Origin of the sequence: Kiritimatiella glycovorans (genome assembly GCF_001017655.1) — a bacterium.
Classification (GTDB): Bacteria; Verrucomicrobiota; Kiritimatiellia; order Kiritimatiellales; family Kiritimatiellaceae; genus Kiritimatiella; species Kiritimatiella glycovorans.
The window spans coordinates 984,128-1,006,800 of sequence record NZ_CP010904.1; the positions used below are offsets into that span (position 1 = coordinate 984,128).

The following is a 22,673-nucleotide window of genomic DNA, read 5'->3' on the forward strand; positions in this document are numbered from 1 at the left end:
GCTCAGGCGCCCGGTTCCCGGTCTCCGCTCCGCGCGACGTTGTCCCGGTCCATGCGGATCATGTCCGCCATGATGTTCAGGGTCTCGTCGAGGACCGGGTCGTCCTTCTCTTCGCCCTCTTCTTCCTCCAGCGGCGACTGCACCGCCTCCGCGCGCAGGTCGTCGATATCCCGCTCCTCCCGGGCGCGTTCAAGCCGCGCCTCCAGGTTCAGCGAAACCGTCCCTTCCTCGAGCATGGCGCGGCTTTCGTCGAGTTGGTCGAGATAGGTGCGGAACGACGGATTATCCTCCTGCCGCGTCTCGGAGTTGCGGAGCAGTTCGGGCAGCATGTCCCTCCAGTAGCGCGTGGGACGGTAAAAGGCATGGCCGATGCGGCTCCATCCCAGGGCGTGGGGAAGCTCGTTCTCGCCGATGTCCATGTACTGCAGTACGGAGGGGAGGACGATGTCGGATTCGACCCCGCGGACCTGCGTCGAACTTCCGTTGATCCGGAAAAAGCTGGCGGTGGTCACCTTGATCTTTCCCAGCTCGTCGCGGTTCTGATCGAGCGGCACGATGGTCTGGACCGTACCCTTGCCGTGGGTGCGGCGGTCGCCGACGATAATGGCGCGTCCATAATCCTGCAGCGCCCCGGCCAGAATCTCCGACGCGGAGGCGCTGAGCCGGTTTACGAGCACGACCAGCGGGCCGGAGTAGAGCCGGCCCGTGTCGGTGTCGCTGAGCACCTGCACGCCCCAGCGCCGCTCCCGGATCTGTACGACGGGCCCGGCATTGATGAACTGCCCGGTTATGTGGATGGCCTCCTGGAGCGATCCGCCGCCGTTGCTGCGCAGATCGAGTACGAGTCCTTCGGCCCCTTTTTCGATCAGGTCGTTCAGGATCCGGCGCATGTCGCGGGAAGACCGGCGCGCCTTCTCCGGGTTCTCGCGGGCCGCTTCCATGTCGAGATAGAAATCGGGGAGGGTGGCCAGCCCGACCCGGTAGGTGCCGCCGCGCAGATCAACCTCCCGGACCTCGCCTTTGGCGGCCTGCTCCTCGAGTTTGACTTTGTCGCGGACCAGGGCGATCGTCTCGGTGCGTCCCCCGCGGGCGCGGGCCGCGGGGATCACCCTGAGGACGACCGTGGTGTCCTTCTCGCCGCGGATGAGCTGGACCGTTTTGTTCAGCGGCCAGTGAAGCACACTCTGCGGCTGTTCGTCGCCCTGGCCGACCGCGATGATCTTGTCGCCGGGCTGCAGCCGCCCGTCGCGATCCGCCGGGCCGCCCGGGATGATGCGCACGATCTTTGCCGCCCCGTCCTCACTGCGGAGCACCGCCCCGATCCCCACCAGCGACAGCCGCATGGAGATGTTGAAGTCCTCCACGGTGGAGGGCGACATGTAATTGCTGTGCGGATCGTAGGCGCGCGCAAAGGCGTTGAGATAACGCTCCACGAGCCATTCCTCGTCGTAATCGCGCAGCACGGTCAGGTATTGCTGGTACGAATCGCGAATGAACGCCTCCGGCGATTCGAGCTGCTCTTCGAGGTCCCTGTCCGCGGAGCCCGTATCGCCTTCACCGCTTCCGGGCGGCCCGGAACCGGCCGCATCGGTGCGATTCGTGGCTTCCCGGTCCAGTTCCAGGCTGACGCGGCGCGCCACGTACTCGTTTTTAACCCGTTTGCGCCAGAGTTCGTCCCACGCTTCGCGATCTTCGGGCCAGGGTGCACGGTCGCGTTTCCAGTCGTAGATCTCCTCGCGATCGAGCCTGAACCCCTCATTCAGCAGTGCAGTGACATGATCGACGCGGTTGCTGACGCGCGACATGAACACGGAGAAGACTTCGCGGGCGAAGGAGGTGTCGCCCTTTTTCAGCCGGTCGTCGAGCCGGTCGGCCTCGGCGCGGAACGACTCCACATCGCTCCGCATGAAATAGCTGTGGTTATAGTCGAGCGAGTCGAGGAAGATGGTCAGGGCGTTGGTCGCGATCTCGTCGTTGAGCGGCTGATCGAGCAGATGCATCTTAGGCAGCCGGCGCGCGAGCTGCTTCGCGATCGGCCGCGAATCGAACGGCGTGTCGCCGGACCGATCCTCCGCGGTTGCGGTCAATGCGGCCAGCGCGCACCAGCATAGGAATAATAGACGTTTGATCAAAGAAGCCTCCCATTATGAAAAGCCCCTTGTATCATCCACCGGCCCGGATGTGAAACCGTTTTGGGTTTGAAAGACGTGGATTCATGGGGAAGATGGCCGGGTTGCGCCACGCCCGCGGCGGATGGAGCCGTAGTTGGCACCACAGAAGAAAGGACGACGATTTCTATGAGTGACACGCCCGTAAAAGCGAACCGGCGGCCGGAGTGGAAGGCGCTCGCATCTCACGCGGAAACCATGAAGGCCGTCCACCTCCGCGAGCTGTTCAGCCACGACCGGGGCCGCGCCTCCCGTTTCACGCTCGAAGCCTGCGGCCTCACGCTCGACTACTCCAAGAACCGCATCACCGACGAGACCCGCGAGCTTCTGCTCAAGCTGGCGGAGGCCGCCGGGGTGCCGGAAGAGGCCGACGCGATGTTTCGCGGCGAGAAGATCAATCGCACGGAAAATCGCGCCGTGCTCCATACCGCCCTGCGCGCGCCGAAGGACGCCGAAGTCTTCGTCGACGGCCGGAATGTGATCCCGGAAGTGCATGAGGTGCTCGACTGCATGAGCACGTTCGCGGAGCGGGTGCGGAGCGGCGAATGGCGCGGGGCGACGGGAAAACCCGTCCGGAATATCGTCAATATCGGGATCGGGGGTTCCGACCTCGGGCCGGCGATGGCCACCGATGCGCTGCGTCCCTGGGTGCGCGAGGACCTGAACGTGCGGTACGTCTCGAACGTGGACGGCGCGCATCTCTTCGACGCGCTGCGCGGACTCGACCCGGCGGAGACGATGTTCGTCGTGGCGTCCAAGACCTTCACCACGCTCGAGACGATGAGCAACGCCATCTCTGCCCGCACCTGGATGCGCGAGGCCCTGGGCGGCGACGCGGGAGGGCATTTCGTCGCCGTCAGCGCCGCCCCGGAGAAGGCCATCGAGTTCGGAGTCCCCGAAGATCAGATCTTCGGGTTCTGGGACTGGGTGGGAGGACGCTACTCGCTCTGCTCGGCGATCGGCCTGCCGCTGATGCTCGCCATCGGACCGGAGGCCTTCCGGTCGATGCTCGGCGGATTCCGCGAGATGGACGAGCATTTCCGCGGCGCGCCGCTCGATTCGAACATGCCGGTGATCCTCGCGCTGCTCGGGGTCTGGTACAACAATTTCTTCGGCGCGGAGACGCACGCGATCCTTCCCTACGCCCAGCGGCTGCACCGGTTCGCCGCTTACTTCCAGCAGGGCGATATGGAGAGCAACGGCAAATCGGTAGACCGGGAGGGACGGCCCGTGGAGTGGGAGACCGGCCCCGTCATCTGGGGCGAGCCGGGCACCAACGGTCAGCACGCCTTCTTCCAGTCGATCCACCAGGGCACCAGGCTCGTGCCGGGCGATTTCATCGGTTTCTGCCGCAGCCGCGACACGTATCCCGGTCACCAGGACAAACTGATGGCCAACTGTTTTGCCCAGACCGAGGCGCTCGCCTTCGGACGGACCCGGGAAGAGGTCGAGGCCGAAGGCGTGCCCGAACACCAGGTGCCGTATCGGGTATTCGAGGGCAACCGTCCGACGAATACCATCCTCGCCGACGAACTCGATCCGCCCGCGCTGGGGCGCCTGATCGCCCTCTACGAGCATAAGATCTTCACTCAGGGCGTCCTCTGGGATATCTACTCCTTCGACCAGTGGGGGGTTGAACTGGGCAAAAAACTTGCAAAGACCCTGCTCGCGGAGTTTGAGGGCGAACCCGGCGGACACGACGGGTCGACCGACGCACTCGTGCGACGTTACCTGGACAGACGCCGATGACCGGGAGGCGATGATGACGAAATTATGGAAGACGATACTGTTTCTGATGCTGGTTGGCGCGCCGCGCATTCCTGCGGAAGTCTCGGAGCGGCCGAACATCCTGTGGATCTTTTCGGACGATCACGCCGTACAGGCGATCGGCGCCTACGGCGGGCGCTTTGAAAATGAGCACCTCACCCCGAACCTCGACCGGATCGCAGGGGAGGGAATGGTCTTCGACCGCGCCTGCGTGGCGAATTCGATCTGCGCGCCGAGCCGCGCGACGCTCCTCACGGGCAAACACAGCCATCTGAACGGCAAGCGGACGAATCGGGGCCCGTTCGATCACGATCAGCCGCAGTTTCAGAAGATCCTGCGCCGGTCGGGCTACCAGACCGCGATGGTCGGAAAGATCCACCTCCCGGGCGCCATGCAGGGCTTTGACTACTGGGAAGTACTTCCGGGACAGGGCCGATACAACGATCCCGTCTTTATTACGGAAGACGGCAAGACCACGTATAAGGGCCACTCGACGGACATCATTACCGACCGCGCGCTGCGATGGCTTGAGGAGGCACGCAAGCCGGAGGAGCCCTTTATGCTGATGGTTCATTTCAAGGCGCCGCACCGGACCTGGATCCCGGCGGAGCGCTTCCGCCGGCAATTTCGCGGCCGCACCTTCCCGGAGCCCCCGACGCTGTTCGACGACTACCGCGGCCGCGGCACCGCCGCCCATGAACAGGATATGAGCATCCGCGAAACGATGCGGCTGAAACAGGATTTGAAGGTGGGCTTGTGGCCGGAACGGACGGAAGGGTACGAGGAGGCTTCACCGGCGGGAGACGACCTCGTGCGTTGGAAGTACCAAGCCTATATGCGCGATTATCTCGCCTGCATCGCCGGCGTCGATGAAAATATCGGGCGTCTGCTTGCCGGACTCGAGGAGCACGGGCTCGATGAGAACACCGTCGTCATGTACTCGTCGGACCAGGGCTTCTACCTGGGAGAGCACGGATGGTTCGACAAGCGGTTCATGTACGAGGAATCGTTCCGCACGCCGTTGCTCGCGCGATGGCCCGGCGTCATCCGCCCCGGATCAAGGAACGATGATCTCGTGCAGAACATCGACTTTGCGGAGACCTTCCTCGAGATCGCCGGCGCGCCGGTTCCGGACGATATGCAGGGCCGCAGTCTCGTGCCGCTGCTGAAAGGCCGGACGCCCGCGGACTGGCGCGATTCGCTCTACTACCACTATTACGAATATCCCGGTGTCCATGCCGTCCGGCGGCACGAAGGCGTGGCCACCGAACGCTACAAACTGATCCGTTTCTACGGAAAAGATGTGCCGGGCGGCGAAGAGTGGGAACTGTACGACCTGAAAAACGATCCGCAGGAGATGAACAGTGTCTACGGCAACCCGGAGATGGCCGGGGTGGTACGCGGATTGAAGACCGAGTTGCGTGCACTTAAGGATCGCTACGAGGTGTCCAAATGAATCCGACGAGGCGCTCCGTGAGGTGCCGAACGGCAGGTCAGGCTTTGCGCGCCCGGAACGGCTTCTTTCTCCCCGGGAAACAGCTGCGGCATATGGGGCAGGTACGTCCATCACAGCCGCGCGCGCTGCAGTACGCCCGGCCGTAATAAATGAGCTGCAGGTGACGCCTGAGCCACTCTTCTCGCGGGAAGAGATTCTTGAGATCCTTTTCCGTCTGCTCCACGCTGCGGCCGTCGGTCAGTCCCCAGCGCTGGGCGAGGCGGTGAATGTGGGTGTCCACCGGGAACGCCGGTTCGCCGAAAGCCATGGCCATGACGACTGAGGCGCTTTTGTGGCCGATTCCGGGCAGGGCCTCCAGCGCCTCGAACGTGCGCGGGACCTCTCCCCCGTGACGCTTCAGCAGCGTCTGCGAGAGGCGGTGGATAGAGCGGGCCTTGCGGTTGGCCAGCCCGCAGGTGCGGATCAGTTCGCGAATGCGGTCTTCGCCCAGCCGGACCATCTGCGCCGGGGTCGAGGCCTCGCAGAGCACGCCGGGCATGACCTTGTTGACGCGGGTGTCGGTGCATTGCGCGGAGAGTACCGTGGCGATCAGCAGTGAATAGGGATCGCGGAAATCGAGCGGCAGGCCGACCTCGGGAAACGCCTCGTCGAGCATCCGGCCCGCGATTATCGCGCGCTCCCGCCGGGTGCTCACCGCCACCCCGCAAGGTAGGCGATCCAGGCCTCCGCGTTCTCATAGCTCGTGCGCCGGCGCCACACCTCGTCCGATTCGCCGTCGTCGGTCCAGCCGTGCAGGTAGGCTTCGCTCGACCGGAACCCCGCCTCGGCGAGCAGCTCGCGAACCTCCGGGATGGTCCAGAGGCGCCAGTCGTAATGGTGCGCGCGCCGGATCGTACCCACGCCGGGGATGCGGAAGTGAATGTAGTTCCGGCACCGGTGCGTGATCACGTCGTAGAAATCCTGGTCCCAGACGTAGGTGAACGGGGGAACCCGGACGCCCTCCGGGGTGGTGAACCCGTCCACTGCGCGGGGTTCCTCCTTCTCTTTAACGGCCTCCGTGCCGCCGTAGAGGTCCAGAATCAGGACCCCGCCGTCCTCGAGCCCCTCCCGGGCGGCGGCAAAGTATTCGCGCAGTTCGTCACGCGTGTAGAAGATGCAGAACGAGAAATTGAGCGCGAAGGTAACCTGCACCGGCGGGATCCGCGCCGTCCGCACATCGCCTTCGATCAGCTCCAGCCGATCGGCTTCCGGACGCGACAGCCGCTCGACGTGGTGGCGCCGCGACCAGTCCAGCGTGGGGCGGTGAAGGTCGACCCCCCACGCCCGGTTCGCGGGACGGCGGCGCACCCAGGTCGACGCCAGCAGCGCCGACCCGCAGAAGTCCTCGCGAATCCGTTTGGGCCGTCGTCCGTGACGCCGACGGTAGATCCGGCCGGCGAAGTCCAGGTCGTTGTCGACCCCCTGTACCGAGGCCTCGTACAGGTAGGGCAGCGTTTCGTTCAGTTCGGATTTGCGCATGAGGGACTCCGATTCAAGTTCGTTCGTCTTCAGGCGATGGATGGTGTTCGAGAAATTGTCTCGGGTTCAGCACGTGTACGCCGCAGCGCCGGGCCGGGGGATAGTGTTTGAGATTCCCGGTGATCAGCAGGGAGCCGGAGCAGGCGGCGACTTCCGGAAAGGGGCGGTCGCCCTCGTCAGGAAGGGTGGTCTGCAGCGGGGGAGCACTGTACGGCAGGGAGGATTCTATGAGGTCATGCAACAGAGCGTCCGTATGTCGCGGGTCGATTCTGAATCGCGGTCTTTTCAATACGTCCTCATATTCAGTCAGGATGCGGGCGTCGACCGACAGCACCAATGCTCCGTCCAGAACGAGCCGCACGATATCGCCGCATGGCCCACAAGGTGAGAGCAGACCCGAGACCAGCACATGGGTATCAGGGACGACGTTCACTCCGCACGCTTCCTCCTCTCTCTGCGCGCCGCATGAATTTCGGCATTGATTTCTTTCATCGTGATCCTTGTCCGGACTCATCGTCCATATGCGCCGGCGGAGGGGGAGGGGGGTGGCGGCGGCTGAGACCGAGCAGCAGGGCGCCGAAGCCGAACGCGGTTACGGCGATCCAGAGCGGGCCGGCGAAGGCGGGCAGGGCGGTGAGCAGGTAGAGCGCCAGCAGTCCCAGCGCGGCGGTGGCGAAGTCGCCGCCGCCGGCGCGGCGGTTCGTTCTCAGCAGCAGGCTGCCGATCACGAGGGCGACGACGACGCGTCCGAGGTAGGCCAGCCCTGCGGAGAAGCCCAGCAGTACCACGCCCAGCGGAGTGCCGATCAGGCTGATCAGGAGAAAGAAAATGACCACCGGGAGCAGGAGCATGGCGGCGGTCCCGGTCAGACCGCATCGCCAGGGATGCTGGCGGAACAGGGCCGCGGACGTGTGGGCATAACCCGGAAACAGGCGCATGAAGGGAAAGGCGACGATCAGGGCGGCGAGGCAGAAGAAGAGGCGGTTGAAGAGCGTGGCGTGCCAGGGGCGGTCCGCGGCCGCCCGCATTTCGGCCCGGCGCAGTTCGCCGTCGATGCGGACGCGTTCGTCCAGCCGGAGCCGGCGGGGAGAGGAGTATACGAGATCGCCGCGGATGTGCGTTCCCGGACGGACCCGGATTTCCGTGCCGCTCAGCCGCACGTCGCCGTCGAAATCGCCGTCCAGGGTGATCTCACGGGCCATGACTCGTGCGGAAGCAAAGGTGCCGCCCTTGACGATCACATGGGTACCTGCGCAGAAGAGATCGCCGCCGATTTCCGTCTCCGGTTCAAACGCGATCGTCTGTCCCGTGAACAGCGCGTTGCCGCCGATGGTTCCCCGCACGGAGATGAGATTGCGCGCCGCGGCCCGGAGATCGTCCCGGAACACGCCGCCCGCCTCCACCGTCACGGCCGCCGCCCATACGTCGGAATCGAATGACCCCGGAAGCGTGATGTCCTCCGCGGCGGCGAGGAAGATATCCTCCTGCGCCGTGCCGCGCAGCTCCATGCGCTGCGCGCTCATCCAGGTCTCTTCGCGGAGTACGTCGCCGGGTCCCAGACGGAACTCTTCCTCAGCCCGGAAATCCGCCGCTTCCGCCGCGATAGACGTGCATGCCCATGCCAGCACAAGGGCGGTCAACCGGGACCACGAACGGGAGAAGGGCTTCTCATACGCTGTCGGTCGTGTCATGTCCATCCGGCCATAATCCGAGCCATGCCCGAACGGGGCAAGGACAATTTTATGGGGTTCAGAGCGCAGCAAAAATGATCTGGCCGTCTCCCCACCCTGCGGCTAGACTGAGAGCGTGGATTTAACGGGACAGCGGGCGCTGGTTACCGGCGGCGCGAAGCGCATCGGGCGCGGGATCGCGGAGGCTCTGGCCGGGGCCGGGGCGGAGGTCGCCGTTCAGTACCGGCATTCCGCGGACGAGGCGGCGGCGTTCTGCGAGGCGTGGCGCGTACGGGGGGTGAAGGCGGTCGCGCTGCAGGCGGATTTCAGCGACGGGCGGGCCGGCGATCTGCTCGAGCGCGCGGCCGGCGAGCTCGGCGGCCTGGATCTGCTGATCAACAATGCCTCGGTCTTTCCGCGCGGAGGGTTTCCCGGTCTGGGCGCGGAACAGCTCGAGCGCGTCTTCCGCCCCAATGCGTATGCTCCTCTGGAACTGATGCAGGGGTACGCGGCCCGCTTTGGAACGGGGAGCATCATCAATCTGCTCGACCGGCGCGTCCGCGCCCACGACACGACCTGCGTCGCGTATGCCCTGACGAAAAAGACGCTGGAGGAGGCCACGGCGCTCGCGGCGCTGGCCTTCGCGCCGGACGTGAGGGTCAATGCCGTGGCGCCGGGGCCGGTGCTCGCCCCGTCGTCCGGCGGGGCGGAGCCGGGGGGCGCGACCCCGCTGAGACGTCGTCCTGAGATCGCGGACATAGCGGACGCAGTGTTGTATCTGGCCGGGGCGAGGGCCGTGACCGGCCAGACCCTTTTCGTCGACGGCGGTCAGCATCTGCTGGGAAACGGAGTGTGAGCATGGACCGGATCGTGATTCGGAATCTGAGGCTGCGCTGCATCATCGGCATCTATCCCGAGGAGCGCACCCACAGGCAGGATGTGGTCTTCACCATAAGCCTGGAGGCGGATCTCCGCGAGGCGGGGGCGACCGACCGCATGGAAGACACCGTCAATTATCGGACGCTCAAGAAGAAGATCGTCGAGGAAGTGGAAGCGAGCAGCTTCAACCTGATCGAACGACTCGCCCGGCACGTGGCCGATCTCTGTCTCGAGGACGAACGCGTCCGGCGTGTGACGGTATCGCTCGACAAACCCGGAGCCCTCCGCTTCGCGGACAGCGTCGCCGTCGAGATCACGCGGGAACAGGGCGGGGCTGAATAAGAGTCAGAGTTAGAGTTAGAGTCAGAGTTAGAGTAAGAGTTAAGAGGGAGGGGCCTGAAACCTGAGTAAGGCGGGTCCCGGTATTGAGAGTGGCGGCGGAGACGGTTAGGATGAGCGCGTCAGTTCGGAACAGGTCCAATCTCAGCAAGGAGCACGGATGAGCTACTATTTTGTTGTCGTCGCGGATGGGTCACGAGCCCGTTTTTTTGAACTGCAGTCCACCGACATGCCGGAGCTGGAATCCGGACCTACGCTCGTCGAACAGACCTCGATCTCCAACCCTGAAACCGGGAAATCCGAGGGCGAGGTGTTTGCCGACACCCGGTCCGGAAGCAACCGCGTAAGCTCCGCGGCCAATCCTCATGCTTACGACGACCACCGGGAGCGTCACATGGAGGAGTTCGAGCGCCGTTTTGCGCGGGAGGTGGGGAAAGAGGCCGTCTCCCGGGCCGGGAAGCTGGACACCCGCTGCCTCGTGCTGGTGGCTGACCCGCGGATGCTGCATTACCTTCAGGGCGAAGTGTCATCCTTCAAAAACGGGAAGCGCGATCTGGTCGAATACGCGCGGGATCTGACCAAACTCGCGCCCGACGAGATTCATCGTCACCTCGCGAAAGATGGGCTGATCCCGGAAAAGAAACGCCCCCGCGGCGGGCCGTCCAATGTCCCGCCCGGTCGGTGGTAGCGCGCGGCGCAGATGGGGGGCGGTTCTGACGCGTGCGGCCGCGCCCGGTCCCGGCATCCTCTCTTCCCGGCTTCAACATGGCCCGAAAACGCGATCGCCTCCCCCGGTGAACATTGAAGTGAGTTTTGAATCAGGGTGTCCCGGCGGGAAAAAAGGTTCTTCGTGGATTTTTGTGGAGCTACTGAAATCGTAGCGGCTGGATTAGAAATCCGCTTACGTTACCACGTACGCGTACTCGTACTCAGCGAAGCGGTACTCGTACTCGAGTTTCTTAAACCGGGGGAGTGGGATCGCGCCTTCGGCGCTCCGAGTACGCGTACGAGTACGAGTAAGAGTACGAAAACGGCGGACAGCCTTCTGCTGTCCAGCAGAATCCCTGCCCTCACGCACGGGTTCGGCGCTCCGAGTGCGATATTCCCCCGGGTGTCCCCATGTGGAACACAGGCGCCCGGGCGGTGGTAGCGCGCGGCGCAGATGGGGGGCGGTTCTGACGCGTGCGGCCGCGCCCGGTCCCGGCATCCTCTCTTGTCTTTGCGGGCCGGATTAACTAACGTCCTCCTTTTTCACGATAAGCCTGCGGGAGGGCGCGTGTTCGAACCCGTTTCAAGTAAAGTCGATTTTCCGTCGCTGGAAGAGTCGGTGCTCGCGTATTGGGATGAGCGGGACATCTTCCGGCGCTCGCTGCAGAACCGCCGCGGTGCCGGGGAGTTCGTCTTCTATGACGGACCGCCGTTCGCCACGGGGCTGCCGCACTACGGCCACTTACTGGCCGGCACCATCAAGGACATCGTGCCGCGTTACCAGACGATGCGCGGTCGTTACGTCGAGCGGCGTTTCGGGTGGGACTGTCACGGTCTGCCGATCGAGGCGCTCGCCCAGGAGGCGCTGGAACTGGCCGGTGCGGCGGGTATCCGCGAAAAGGGGATCGATGTCTTCAACGAGCAGTGCCGTTCGATGGTGCTGCGTTACGTCGGGGAGTGGGAGCGGACCGTCAGGCGACTCGGGCGGTGGGTCGATTTCGAGCGCGATTACAAGACCATGGACCGTTCGTTCATGGAGACGATCTGGTGGGTCTTCCGGCAGCTCTGGGATCAGGGCCGGATCTACCGCGCACACCGGATCATGCCCTACAGCTGGAAGCTGAACACGCCCCTGTCCAATTTCGAGGCCGGCCGCAACTACCAGGACGTTCAGGACCCCGCGATTACCGTCCGCGTGCGGCTTCACGGCGGCGGTGAACTGGAGGGGGCCTGGGCGCTGCTGTGGACGACGACCCCGTGGACGCTGCCCGGGAATCTGGCGGTGTGTGCCGGGCCGGAGATCGAATACGCGCTGGTGCGTGATGCGGAAACCCATGACCGCTATCTTCTGGCCGTCTCGCGGATCGAGGCCTACTACCCGGAGGGCGAAGGCTACGAGATCCTGGGGCGGAGGTCCGGCCGTGAGCTGGAGGGGCTGACCTACGAGCCGCTGTTCGACTATTTCGCGGACCATCCCGGTGCGTTCCGCGTGCTGACCGACGAGTTCGTCACGACGGGGGAGGGCACCGGCCTCGTGCATATGGCCCCGGCCTACGGGGAGGACGACTACCGGATCTGCCGCAAAGCGGGGATCGATCTGGTCGATCCGCTGGACGCCGACTGTCGCTTTACCGCGGAGGTTCCGGAATACGAGGGCGAGTTCTGCAAGGACGCCGACAAGGAGATTATCCGCGCGCTGCGTCATGCCGGGAAACTCGTCCACCGCAGCACCATCCAGCACAGCTATCCCTTCTGCGAGCGCACCGACACGCCGCTGATCTACCGCGCGATCGAGGCCTGGTACGTGCGCGTGGAGGACCTGCGCGACCGGATGATCGCGCACAACGAAACGGTGCACTGGATGCCCGGATATGTGGGCGGGAAGCGCTTCGCCAACTGGCTCGCCGAAGCGCGCGACTGGAACATCAGCCGCAACCGCTTCTGGGGGTCCTGTATTCCCGTGTGGATCGCCGAAGACGGTGACACGATCTGCGTGGGCTCGGTCGAGGAACTCGAATCCCTCTCCGGGCAGAAGGTCGAAGACCTCCACAAACATGTGCTCGACGAAATCACCCTTGAACGCGACGGCAAAGTCTACCGCCGCACGCCCGAAGTCCTCGACTGCTGGTTCGAGAGCGGATCGATGCCCTACGCGCAGTGCCACTATCCCTTCGAAGAGCGTGAGCGGTTCGAGCACAATTTCCCCGCCGACTTCATCGCCGAAGGGCTGGACCAGACCCGCGGCTGGTTCTACACGCTGACCGTCCTCTCCACCGCGCTCTTCGACCGCCCGGCCTTCCGCAACGTCGTCGTCAACGGACTCGTCCTCGCCGAGGACGGGCGCAAGATGAGCAAGCGGCTCAAGAACTATCCCGACCCGAAACATATTTTCGACACCTACGGGGCCGATGCGCTGCGCCTCTATATGATCCATTCCCCGGTGGTCAAGGCCGAGTCCCTGCGCTTTTCCGAGGAAGGCGTGAAACACGTTCTGCGCCATTTCCTCATACCCTGGTGGAACGCCTACAGTTTCTTCGTCACCTACGCCAATATCGACGGATGGACGCCGGCGCAGGCTTCGAGGGAGCGAAACAACCTGATGGACCGCTGGGTGCGCAGCGCGCAGGCCCGGCTCATGCAGGACGTCACTGCCGCGATGGACGACTACGACCTCCAGCGGGCCGTGCGCCCCTTTGTGCATTTCATCGAGGACCTCACCAACTGGTACATCCGCCGCTCGCGCAGGCGCTTCTGGAAATCGGCCGACGACGCGGACAAGAAGGAGGCCTACGCGGCGCTCTACGATGTGCTGCTCGACCTGTGCAGGATCGCCGCTCCGTTCGTGCCCTTCATCAGCGAGGCGATCTACCGCAACCTGCGCACGGAGGATAGGCCCGAATCGGTGCATCTCTGCGATTTCCCCACCGCGGAACACCTTGCAAGGGACGAGCAGCTCGAAGCGCGCATGGAGGCGGTCATGAAGGCGGTCGGCATGGGGCGGCTGCTGAGGTCCGAGTATCAGGTCAAGACGCGGCAGCCGCTGCGTCGGCTGCATGTGGTCAGCGAGGATGCGGCACTGCTGGAGAGGATGGCCGCCCTGGAATCGATTATCGCGGATGAACTCAACGTTCATGAAGTCCGCTTCGCGTCCGACTCGAGCGAGCTGGCCCGGATGCGGGTGAAGCCCAATTTCAAAAAGCTCGGCCCGGAACTGGGACCGAAGATGAAGGCCGCGGCGGCCGCGATCGGGGAACTTTCGGCGGAGGATGCCCGGCGGCTGAATGAAGGCGGCGAGGTGGGGATCGAGCTCGACGGCGAGGAGCGCATGCTGGACGCCGACGACGTGGAGATCGAACTGATCCCCAGGGAGGGACTCGCCGTCAGCGCCGAAGGTCCGCTGCTCGTGGCGCTGGATACGACGCTCGATGACGAGCTGGTGCGGGAGGGCCTGGCGCGGGAATTCGTCCATAAAATCCAGTTCATGCGTAAGGAACTCGATCTCGACGTCGTGCAGCGCATTGCCGTGGCCTACCGTGCCGACGACGACGTCGAAACCGCCGTCCGGGAACATCTGGATTACATTCTGGAAGAGACCCTCGCCCTGGAGTGCGAGCCGGTCGAACACCGGACGGACGACATGACGGACTGGGATCTGAACGGTCACGAATGTGCCGTCGCGGTAAAAACCGTTGTCCCCACTCCCGGCGTTGACAGTCCATAGGGCCTGTGCTACAACGACCCCCTTTTTACGCGAGTGAAGGGCAACATCACGTGAGGTAAAAAGCATGGCAGCCAGCAAGAAGAAGAGTTCCGGCGCCTCCGGTCGCAAGAAGACCGGCAAGAAGAATCAGCCCCGGAAAACCACTGCTTCGAAAAAGAAATCCTCGACATCCGGGAAGAAATCCCCGGCGTCCGGGAAGAAAACCGCGTCTTCGCGCCGCACATCCTCCACCGGCTCCGGAAAGACCTCGTCGCGCAAAAAGCCGGCGGCGAAGAAAACCGCCGCTAAGAAATCGGCGGCCCGCAAGAAGACTTCAGGTTCAAAATCCTCGAAAAAAGCGTCGCCGCGCAAGTCGACTTCAAAGAAGAAGGCCTCGTCGGCGAAGAAAAGCGCTTCCCGGAAAACGACTTCGAAGAAGAGCACGGCGGCTCGCAAGGGCGCGACGTCCGGCCGGAAGGCTACCGGAAAAAAGACGGCGTCCACGGCCTCTTCCGGCGCGTCCGCCGGTGCGAAGAAGACCGCGAAGTCGCCGTTCAAAAAGAGGGAACTCCGCCAGTTCCGGGATCGGCTGCTGGAGCTGCGCGACCGGATTACCGGGGAAATCAGCTTTCTCTCCGGGGACAACCTGACCAATCACCGCGACCCCTCGCTGTCGGATCAGGGCACCGACAACTTCGATCAGGAATTCGCGCTGAACATCGTCACCAGCGAGCAGGACACACTCTTCGAAATCGAGGAGGCCCTGCGCCGCATCGAGGAGGGGACCTACGGGGTCTGCGAGATCACCGGCGAACCTATCGAGCGGGAGCGTCTCGAGGCCCTGCCGCACACGCGGTACAGCCTCAAGGCTCAGGAAATGCTGGAAAAGGGGCGCATTCATTATCGCCCCATGAACGACTAGACCGGGTCGGGCCGCCCTGTGCTGAATGTCCGAACGATGACCGTGATGCTCTCCCTGGGGAGCGTGATCGCCGCTCTCGATCAGTGGACCAAGCACCTCGTCCGCCTTTCTCTGGAGTACGGCGACCGCGTGGTGGTCATTCCCGGTTTGTTCAACCTGGTGCACCTGCGCAATACCGGAGCCGCCTGGGGCATGCTCTCCGGTCAGAACGCGCTGTTGATCGTCTTCGCCATCCTCATCCTCCTGGCCCTGCTGTTTTTTCATCATACGCTGCTCGCGGACACCGCGGGGCGCTCGATCATTCTGGGGCTGCTGCTGGGCGGCGTGGCCGGAAACCTGATCGATCGCGTGCATCTGGGCTGGGTGACGGATTTCATCGACCTGCACCTCGGCGGACTGGGGCACTGGCCCTCGTTCAATATCGCCGACGCCTCGATCTGCACCGCGGTGGGCCTGTATGCCCTGGTGATGATCCTGCAGGCGAGAAGGGGCGAACCTGATGCGAAGGCGGAGTCAGATCCCGAGGGATGAACGGGAGCGGACCGGCGGGGCAGAGGGGAACGCCGGGACCTCACCGGAGGAAGAACGGCCTCCGGTCTCCGTCCTGGTCGGACCGACCGCGGCGGGGAAATCGGCGACCGCCCACCGGATCGCCTGCCGCCGCAACGCCGTCGTCGTATCGGCGGATGCCATGAATGTCTACCGCGGTATGGATATCGGCACCGCCAAACCCGATCAGAGCGAGCGCGGCGAGGTCACGTACCTCGGGGTCGACCTGGTCGATCCGTCGGAATCCTTCAGTGTGGGGGATTACCTGCGTCGGGTCGCTCCCGGGGTTCGCGCAGCGGTCGAGGCGGGGCGCGAGATCATTGTGGCCGGCGGAACGGGGCTGTATGTGCGTTGTCTGCTTGAAGGCCTCTCCGATGCGCCCGCCGCCGATGAGGCCTTCAGGCGGTGGGCCGACCGGCAGGACGCGCCCGCGCTGCGGCGGGAACTGGAGCGCCTCGATCCCGACGCCCTGGCCGCGCTGGCCGATCCCGAAAATCCGAGGCGGCTGGTGCGCGCGATCGAGTGCGCCCGCGCCGGGCATACGAAGCGCACGTGGGCCCGGCTTCCGCCCGGTCCGCCCGTGGCGGGGCTGACGATGGATCGCGCGGTGCTGCATGAAAGGATCGCGGGGCGGATCGAAACGATGTACGCTCAGGGCCTGCTGGAGGAGGCGCGGCGTCTCAGGCAGGGGCCGTTGTCCTCCACGGCGCGGGAGGCCATCGGCTACCGCGAGGCCTTCGACGTGCTGGACGGCGCGTGTTCGCTGCGCGAGGCCGCGGAGCGGACACGCATCCGCACCCGCCGCCTGGCCCGGAGGCAGATGACGTGGTTCCGCCACCAGCTTCGGGTGGAATGGGTTGACATGGGTGACGGCCCTGATCCCGGGGTGGCGGAAGAGGGCGTTCAAAAGATCTGGGAGCAGTATGGGCGGAACAGACTCCGTATCTGACCGGCGGAAAGAAAGGGCCGTGCTGGTGGGCGTAGTGCTCGGAGACGAGCCCGAACACGAGACGCGCGAATCGCTGGATGAGCTGGGCCGGCTCGCGGGGAGCGCCGGGGCGGAGGAGACCGGGCGATTCGTCTGCCGCCAGAACAAGGTCCGGCCCGGGTACTACATCGGAACGGGGAAAGCCGCGGAAATCGGCGCCTGGGCGGAGGAGCACCCCGCGGACACCCTTGTGTTCGACGAAAACCTCTCGCCGGTCCAGGGGCGCAACCTGGAAAAGGCCACGGGGCTGCGGGTCATCGACCGCACCCAGCTGATCATGGACATCTTCGCGCAGCACGCGCGCACCCGGGAGGGCCAGCTCCAGGTCGAACTCGCCCAGCTCGAATACCTGCTTCCGCGGCTGCGGCGCATGTGGACCCACCTCGAACGGCAGAAGGGCGGGATCGGCCTGCGGGGCCCCGGCGAGACCCAGATCGAGATGGACCGCCGCCGGATCCAGATGCAGATCAAGCGCCTCAAGCGGGATCTGGAGCTGGTTCGCCGCCGCCGCGCAGAGCAGCGCAAGGGTAGAAAGAGGGGCGGCTGGTCGCTCGTATCGATCGTGGGCTACACCAATGCCGGCAAGTCCACACTGCTCAACCGGCTCGCCGGCGCCTCCGTGCATGCCGATTCCGCGCTCTTCGCCACGCTCGATCCCACGATCCGGCGCGTCGAACTTCCCGGACACGAGCCCGTCCTGCTCTCGGATACGGTGGGGTTCATCAGCAAACTTCCCCACTCGCTGGTCGAGGCCTTCAAGGCGACGCTCGAGGAAGTCGTCGAAGCCGACCTGCTTCTGCACGTCGTCGATGCCTCCCACCCGCGCGCCGCGGACCAGGCGCGTGCGGTGAACGAGGTGCTGGAGGAACTGGGCGTAGGGGACAAGCCCGTCTTCTGTGCGCTGAACAAGATCGACCGCGCGGAGGGCCGGCACCGCAGCCGCCGGCTGCTCCGCGATCTCGCTCCGGCTGCGGCTCTGTCGGCCCGCAGCGGGGAAGGCGTCGAGACGCTCAAAGAGGCACTCGCCGACCGGCTGCGTTCCTCGAAGACGCTGGTCGAGATGCGCATCCCGATAGGGGAAGGACGGCTGATCGCCGAACTGCACCGCCGCGGAACGGTGCTGGAGGAAGCCTACGATCACGACGCCGCGAGAATTAAGGCCCGGATTCCCCCCGATATGCGCGACGATTGTGCACGCTTTGTGACCTTTTCCTGAGTTTTCCCGTCAAAACGCATTGAAGCGCCTCGCGTTTGGGGGGATAGTCGCAAAGGTAAGATTCCGATGGAGTAACATGAAGCGTCGGCGCAGAAGAAAGCAGCGGAATAAAGGGGTTCTGTTTCATCGGTCGCTGACGGTGCGCCTGATGTTGTGCATGCTGCTTCCGACCGTCCTGCTCGCGCTGTTCTCGGTCTACTTTTTCCGCAATCACGAGCGTCAGCGCATCGCCGAGAGCGCCGAACGCCAGGTCCGCCAGATGGGCCGGACGGGCGCGAGACTGGTGGAATTTCAGGTCGACGCCTTCCGCGAGGAGGTGCGGAGCCTGGCCATGGATCCGATTCTCACCGAAGCGCTGCCGGAGGCCGATCCCGTTTTTCTGCGCTCCCGCCTGCAGCTTCTGCGTGCGCGCGACGGGATGGCCTCGATCCTCGTCTTTTCGCCGGAGGGGGAACTATGGGCTGAGGGGGGGGGCGGGCTGGAAAACTTCGAGGAACTCCCCGAACCAGGGTCCGCGGATAAGGAGGGGGTGACGCAGGGGTTTCTGGTTCACGACGGCGACCGCATCTACACGGCCGCGTACGCGCCGCTCAAGCAGAGGGACGAATCCAGTTATGTGCTCTTCGCCGCCAGGAAACTCGAACTCGGACCGGCCTTCCCCAATACCCTGCTCGTGTGCGACGGGCGCATCCAGTCCTCCTCGTCGGACGCGTACTTTCTGCGGCCTTTTCTGCGGATCGTGGAAGGCCAGCCGCGCCGGAACGATTTCCACCTGAAGGAGCACGATGTGCGCCTCATCCGCGTCCCGCTGACGGGGATTCCGATCGACCGGGGCTACCTGGTTTCCGGCCTCAACCTGCGCCCGATGATCCTCAAGAACCACGCGTTCGTTCAACGTTCGCTCCAGGTGATGGGTCTGCTCGTCCTCCTGCTCGTACTGCTCGCGCTGACGATCACGAAGCGGCTTACCAAACCGCTGCAGCAGCTGGTCGAGGCGGCCGGCCATATCGCGGACAACCGCTCACGCGGCGCGGACGAATGGCTGCCCGAGCGGCGCGATGAAATCGGCGTGCTCAACGACTCGCTGCGGATGATGACCGACCAGCTCAGCCAGACCATCACCGAACTCAAGCAGGCGCGCGAATCGGCCGAGGCCGCCAACCGGGCCAAGAGCGAATTTCTCGCCAATATGTCGCACGAAATCCGGACGCCGATGAATGCCATGATCGGTATGGCCGATCTTCTGACCCGCTCCCCGCTGAACCAGGAGCAGCACGACTGTGTGGAGAACATCAGGACGTCGAGCGAACTGCTCATGGCGATCATCAACGATATTCTGGACCTGACGAAAATCGAGCTCGGAAAACTCGAGCTGGAGATCGCGCCGATGGATCTCTATACGACCGTCGACAAGCTCTGCCGCCTGATGCGCGGCCAGACCGCCGGTAAGGGGGTCGAACTGGTCCTGCACTATGCCGAGGATACGCCCCGCCGCGTGAAGGGCGACCAGGCCCGCATCCGGCAGATCGTGATGAACCTGCTCAGCAACGCGATCAAGTTCACCCGTGAGGGCAGGATCGATGTCGATGTGCGCGCACTGGATTCCGCGGAGGACAGTACCGAATTCCAGATCACCGTCCGCGACACCGGAATCGGGATCGAACAGCACCGGGTGGAGCGGCTGTTCGAGCCCTTTACGCAGGCCGACAGCTCGACCACGCGCCTCTACGGGGGTACGGGGCTCGGCCTCGCCATTACCAAGCGACTCGTGGACAGCATGGACGGCCGCATGGCGGTGGTCAGTGAGAAGGGGCGGGGGTCCTCCTTTACCGCTACGATCCCCCTCGCAGTGGACGACTCCCCCGTCGGCGCGGAGGAAGAGACGGAGGAGATTCCGGACGTCGAGGACCTCTGCTGGAGTCGCGTGCCGCGGGTGCTGCTGGCCGAGGACAACCGCATGAACCAGATCGTGGCGCACCGCCTGCTCGAACAGTGCGGGTGCGAAGTGGAGGTTACGCGCAACGGGCAGGAGGCGCTGGATGCCGTCCGGGAGCAGGAATTCGATCTCGTGCTCATGGACTGCCAGATGCCGGTGCTCGACGGCTACGAGGCTACGCGCCGCATCCGCCGCCTGGAAAAGGGCCGGATGCCGATCGTGGCGCTGACGGCGCATGCGCTCAAGGGCGACCGCGAGCGCAGCCTGGATGCGGGCATGAACGACCATCTGACCAAACCCATCCGCGAAGAGAGCGTGAAACGCATTCTTGCTCGTCACCTTAAACCCCTGCTGAAAGAACCGAATGAAGCCCGATGAGCCTGACCACCCGGCCGGTCCTGAGGGCCCGTCCGCGGACGCCCTGCCGTCCTCGCCGGCGCCCCTGTGCGGCGTGCCTCTGCGTGAGCGTCCCCGCGAGACCTTTGAACGCATGGGCGCCCGCCACGTGCCCGATGCGGTCCTCCTCGCGATCCTGATGCGCAGCGGGGTGCGCGGCTGCAATGTGATTGAACTCGCGCGGGAGATTCTCGCGCGCTACGGCTCGCTCTCCGCGCTCGCCCGCGCGTCGGTCCGGGAACTCAGCCGCATCCGCGGGGTGGGGCGCGTCAAGGCCCAGGTGCTGCACGCCGCCCTCGAGCTTTCACGACGCATGGCCGAGGAGGAACGCGAAGAGCGCCCCCGAATGGCCTCGCCCGCCAGCGTGGCCGCCCTGCTGCGCGACGACGTCCTGCGCCTGGAGAACGAGGTGTTCTGGGTGCTGCTGCTCGATGCCCGGCACCGGCTGCTCTCACCGCCGAACCTCGTCACCCGCGGTCTGCTGGATTCGAGTCTCGTGCATCCGCGCGAGGTCTTTCGCGAGGCGGTGCGGTCGAGCGCGGCGGCGGTCATCGTGGCGCACAACCACCCCTCGGGCGATCCCGAACCCTCGGCCGGGGACCTGGCGGTGACGCGAAAACTGATCGCGGCGGGCCGCATCATGGACATCCGGCTGCTCGATCACGTAATATGTGTGCCCCGCGACGCGGGAACAGGCCGGGAATACCTCAGCCTGCGCGCGGCGGGACTGCTGAATTTCGAAGAGGGAAGCGAGGGGTGCGGGTGAGCGAGAGCAGAATACACCGGACCGCCGTCGTCGAAGACGGCGCGGAACTGGGGACGTCGGTGAGCGTCGGCCCGTTCGCCTGGATCGGCCCCGGGACGAAGATCGGGGATCATGCGGATATCGGACCGCACGCGGTTGTACACCCCTGGACGACGGTGGGCCACGGAACCCGCGTTCACGCCGGAGCGGTGCTCGGCGACCTGCCGCAGGATCTCAAGTTCGAACCCTGTGTCAGTTATGTGCGCATCGGTGCGGACTGCGTGCTGCGCGAGGGCGTGACGGTCCATCGCGGCACCGGGGAGGGTTCGGTGACCGAGCTCGGCGCGGGGTGTTACCTGATGGCCTTTTCGCACGTGGGCCACAATTCCACGCTCGGCGAACGCGTGATTATGGCCAACGGGGCGCTGCTGGGCGGTCACGTCGAAGTGGGCGAGGGCAGTTTTATCAGCGGCAACGTCTCGGTCCACCAGTTTGTCCGCATCGGTCGCCTGGTCATGATGGGCGGCAACAGCGGGGTCTCCAGGGACGTGCCGCCGTTCTGCACGGTCAGTTCGCTGCGCCGCAACCGGCTGTCCGGCCTGAACACGGTCGGTCTGCGCCGCGCGGGACTCGAGGCCGCGGCGCGACGCGAGATCAAACGCACCTACCGCCGCCTCTTCCAGTCCGGCCTGCCGCTGAGCCGGGCCCTGGCCGAACTGGACGAGGAGCCCCCCGCATCACCGGAGGCGGCCGAGATGATCGAATTCATCCGCGCCTCGCGCCGCGGGGTATGCGGCGCCGAACGCGGGGCGGGCGAGTCCTCCGGACGGGAAATGCGATGATCGACCTTCACCTCCACTCCACGTATTCGGACGGATCGGACCGTCCGGCGGAACTGATGCGGAAAGCAGCCCAGGCCGGAGTGACCGCCGCGGCCCTGACCGATCACGATACGACAGACGGAGTTCCGGAGTTCGCGGAGGCCGCGGAGGGCACCGGCGTGGAGGCCGTGCCGGCGATCGAATTGAGCGCCTGCTATGACGGCGGGTCGATGCATATGCTCGGTTACGGAATCGACTCGGGAAACGACGAACTCCGCGAGGCGGTGCGGCGGATCTGCGAAGGGCGGCGGGAGCGGAACGAGACCATCCTGGATCGCCTGCGCGAACTCGGGTATCTGCTCGAGTGGGACGACGTGCTCGCCGAGGCGGGCGGCGAGGTGGTCGGCCGGCCGCATTTCGCGCAGGCGCTCATCACCCGGGGTTACTTCAAGCAGAAGCGCCCCGTATTCGACCGGCTGCTCGGACGCGGCCAGCCGGCCTATGCGGAACGCTTCCGCTTTTCCCCGTCCCGGTGCATTAAATTGATTACGCGCGCCGGCGGCGCGCCGGTGGTGGCGCACCCGGTATCGCTGCGGCTACCCCGCGGCAAGCTCCGCGATCTGCTGAGCAGCCTCAAAGACCTCGGGCTCGCCGGGGTGGAGGTCTTCTACCCGGAACATAACGAACGCCAGGTCCGCGTATACCGCAAGCTGGCCCGCGAACTCAGGCTGGTCATGACCGGCGGCAGCGACTACCACGGTTCCTTTACCCCCCAGCTTTCAATCGGCCGCGGATTCGGAGACCTCCACGTCCCCGATTCCGCGCTCCGTCAGCTCCGCGCGAGGATGGCCCGGACCCGGTTGCCCGGCCGAGATGGATGAAGGACACCGAACCG

The 22,673-nt window shown here is 65.0% G+C and carries 19 protein-coding genes; 14 read left to right on the top strand and 5 right to left on the bottom strand.

Annotation, left to right across the window (positions count from 1 at the left end; all coding sequences use genetic code 11):
- Nucleotides 1-2 precede the first annotated feature (2 nt).
- The gene (locus tag L21SP4_RS04165; RefSeq protein ID WP_144413746.1) at nucleotides 3-2,132 is read right to left on the bottom strand and encodes a carboxy terminal-processing peptidase; all 2,130 of its coding nucleotides are present in this window, start codon (nucleotides 2,130-2,132) and stop codon (nucleotides 3-5) included.
- A gap of 165 nt (nucleotides 2,133-2,297) precedes the next feature.
- Here L21SP4_RS04165 and pgi point away from each other — a divergent pair, with 165 nt between their 5' ends.
- On the top strand, nucleotides 2,298-3,917 hold the full coding sequence (gene pgi / locus L21SP4_RS04170) for a glucose-6-phosphate isomerase (protein WP_052881483.1): 1,620 nt from the start codon (nucleotides 2,298-2,300) through the stop codon (nucleotides 3,915-3,917).
- A gap of 13 nt (nucleotides 3,918-3,930) precedes the next feature.
- A complete protein-coding gene (locus L21SP4_RS04175; protein ID WP_052882956.1) occupies nucleotides 3,931-5,391 on the top strand; it encodes a sulfatase family protein in 1,461 nt (486 codons plus the stop codon).
- 37 nt (nucleotides 5,392-5,428) lie between these two features.
- Here L21SP4_RS04175 and L21SP4_RS04180 read toward each other — a convergent pair whose 3' ends face one another.
- The 4 genes from L21SP4_RS04180 to L21SP4_RS04195 are packed head-to-tail and all read right to left on the bottom strand — an operon-like array spanning nucleotide 5,429 to nucleotide 8,600.
- Complete coding sequence (locus L21SP4_RS04180; protein ID WP_052882957.1) at nucleotides 5,429-6,046, bottom strand: endonuclease III domain-containing protein; 618 nt, start codon at nucleotides 6,044-6,046, stop codon at nucleotides 5,429-5,431.
- A gap of 35 nt (nucleotides 6,047-6,081) precedes the next feature.
- Complete coding sequence (locus tag L21SP4_RS04185; RefSeq protein WP_052881484.1) at nucleotides 6,082-6,909, bottom strand: class I SAM-dependent methyltransferase; 828 nt, start codon at nucleotides 6,907-6,909, stop codon at nucleotides 6,082-6,084.
- A gap of 13 nt (nucleotides 6,910-6,922) precedes the next feature.
- Complete coding sequence (locus L21SP4_RS12315; RefSeq protein WP_074041381.1) at nucleotides 6,923-7,342, bottom strand: PIN domain-containing protein; 420 nt, start codon at nucleotides 7,340-7,342, stop codon at nucleotides 6,923-6,925.
- A 55-nt stretch (nucleotides 7,343-7,397) separates the two neighbouring features.
- The gene (locus L21SP4_RS04195; RefSeq protein ID WP_052881486.1) at nucleotides 7,398-8,600 is read right to left on the bottom strand and encodes a bactofilin family protein; all 1,203 of its coding nucleotides are present in this window, start codon (nucleotides 8,598-8,600) and stop codon (nucleotides 7,398-7,400) included.
- 115 nt (nucleotides 8,601-8,715) lie between these two features.
- On the opposite strand from L21SP4_RS04195, the gene L21SP4_RS04200 reads away from it, so the two are divergent.
- The 12 genes from L21SP4_RS04200 to L21SP4_RS04255 all read left to right on the top strand — a co-directional run bounded on the left by L21SP4_RS04200 (nucleotide 8,716) and on the right by L21SP4_RS04255 (nucleotide 22,659).
- Nucleotides 8,716-9,435 carry an SDR family oxidoreductase gene (locus L21SP4_RS04200; RefSeq protein ID WP_052881487.1) on the top strand — a complete coding sequence of 240 codons (720 nt, stop codon included), beginning with the start codon at nucleotides 8,716-8,718 and terminating at the stop codon, nucleotides 9,433-9,435.
- Between the two features lie 2 nt (nucleotides 9,436-9,437).
- Nucleotides 9,438-9,800 carry a dihydroneopterin aldolase gene (gene folB, locus L21SP4_RS04205; protein WP_052881488.1) on the top strand — a complete coding sequence of 121 codons (363 nt, stop codon included), beginning with the start codon at nucleotides 9,438-9,440 and terminating at the stop codon, nucleotides 9,798-9,800.
- 157 nt (nucleotides 9,801-9,957) lie between these two features.
- Nucleotides 9,958-10,485 carry a host attachment protein gene (locus L21SP4_RS04210; protein ID WP_052881489.1) on the top strand — a complete coding sequence of 176 codons (528 nt, stop codon included), beginning with the start codon at nucleotides 9,958-9,960 and terminating at the stop codon, nucleotides 10,483-10,485.
- A 588-nt stretch (nucleotides 10,486-11,073) separates the two neighbouring features.
- Entirely contained in the window at nucleotides 11,074-14,226 is a 3,153-nt protein-coding gene (ileS, locus tag L21SP4_RS04215) for an isoleucine--tRNA ligase (RefSeq protein ID WP_052881490.1), read from the top strand.
- 64 nt (nucleotides 14,227-14,290) lie between these two features.
- Nucleotides 14,291-15,127 (top strand): TraR/DksA family transcriptional regulator, encoded by an 837-nt coding sequence (locus L21SP4_RS04220; RefSeq protein WP_052881491.1) that lies wholly within the window; start codon nucleotides 14,291-14,293, stop codon nucleotides 15,125-15,127.
- A gap of 18 nt (nucleotides 15,128-15,145) precedes the next feature.
- A complete protein-coding gene (lspA, locus tag L21SP4_RS04225) occupies nucleotides 15,146-15,658 on the top strand; it encodes a signal peptidase II (protein WP_052881492.1) in 513 nt (170 codons plus the stop codon).
- Nucleotides 15,627-16,625, top strand: a complete 999-nt coding sequence (miaA, locus tag L21SP4_RS04230) for a tRNA (adenosine(37)-N6)-dimethylallyltransferase MiaA (protein ID WP_052881493.1) — start codon at nucleotides 15,627-15,629, stop codon at nucleotides 16,623-16,625. Before lspA ends, miaA begins: the two co-directional genes overlap by 32 nt.
- Nucleotides 16,600-17,880, top strand: coding sequence for a GTPase HflX (gene hflX, locus L21SP4_RS04235; protein WP_052881494.1), 1,281 nt, complete (start codon nucleotides 16,600-16,602; stop codon nucleotides 17,878-17,880). The genes miaA and hflX overlap by 26 nt, the downstream gene beginning before the upstream one ends.
- A 76-nt stretch (nucleotides 17,881-17,956) precedes the next feature.
- A complete protein-coding gene (locus L21SP4_RS04240; protein ID WP_082116517.1) occupies nucleotides 17,957-20,194 on the top strand; it encodes an ATP-binding protein in 2,238 nt (745 codons plus the stop codon).
- Nucleotides 20,181-20,978, top strand: a complete 798-nt coding sequence (radC, locus tag L21SP4_RS04245; RefSeq protein WP_052881496.1) for a RadC family protein — start codon at nucleotides 20,181-20,183, stop codon at nucleotides 20,976-20,978. The genes L21SP4_RS04240 and radC overlap by 14 nt, the downstream gene beginning before the upstream one ends.
- Nucleotides 20,975-21,799, top strand: coding sequence for an acyl-ACP--UDP-N-acetylglucosamine O-acyltransferase (gene lpxA / locus L21SP4_RS04250; protein ID WP_201774683.1), 825 nt, complete (start codon nucleotides 20,975-20,977; stop codon nucleotides 21,797-21,799). Before radC ends, lpxA begins: the two co-directional genes overlap by 4 nt.
- Complete coding sequence (locus tag L21SP4_RS04255; RefSeq protein ID WP_052881497.1) at nucleotides 21,796-22,659, top strand: PHP domain-containing protein; 864 nt, start codon at nucleotides 21,796-21,798, stop codon at nucleotides 22,657-22,659. Before lpxA ends, L21SP4_RS04255 begins: the two co-directional genes overlap by 4 nt.
- Nucleotides 22,660-22,673: the final 14 nt, after the last annotated feature.